General features: G+C 41.5%; 1 protein-coding gene. It reads left to right on the top strand.

Annotated features, from left to right (window positions below):
- On the top strand, positions 1–468 hold a 468-nt coding region (locus ACTD9P_RS29820), incomplete at both ends, for an aminotransferase class I/II-fold pyridoxal phosphate-dependent enzyme (RefSeq protein WP_438870445.1).

Raw genomic sequence — 468 nt, 5'->3', positions numbered from 1 at the left:
GATTGGAGCACCCTATCTTTGGCTATACATTTGCTGACAACGATGTGAAAAATGCAATTGTTCATTGGTATAAAACGCGCCATCAATGGACGATTGATCCTAACACAATTATTTTCCAGCCTGGTGTTGTGCCTGCAATCGCGACCATTATCGAAACCTTTACAGAGGTTGGTGATAAAATCGGGATGTCCACTCCAGCATACCCACCATTCACCAATGTACCGGCTGCTCAGAAACGTGAAGTCGTAACATGTGAATTAACTGAACAAAATGGTCATTATACGATGGATTTTGCTGAGCTTGAAGAAATATTCCGCGCCGGTATTAAACTATTTGTTTTATGTAATCCGCATAACCCGATCGGTATTGTTTGGAGCCGGGAAGAGCTGGAGCAGTTAGTCGCACTATGTGTTCAATACGATGTCTATTTATTATCCGATGAAATTCATGCGGATATTTCAATACAGA

The organism is Pseudomonas onubensis (genome assembly GCF_965653655.1).
Taxonomy (GTDB): domain Bacteria; phylum Pseudomonadota; class Gammaproteobacteria; order Pseudomonadales; family Pseudomonadaceae; genus Aquipseudomonas.
Note: the sequence above shows the minus strand (reverse complement) of the source record. Positions and strands in the feature narration are given on the sequence as shown.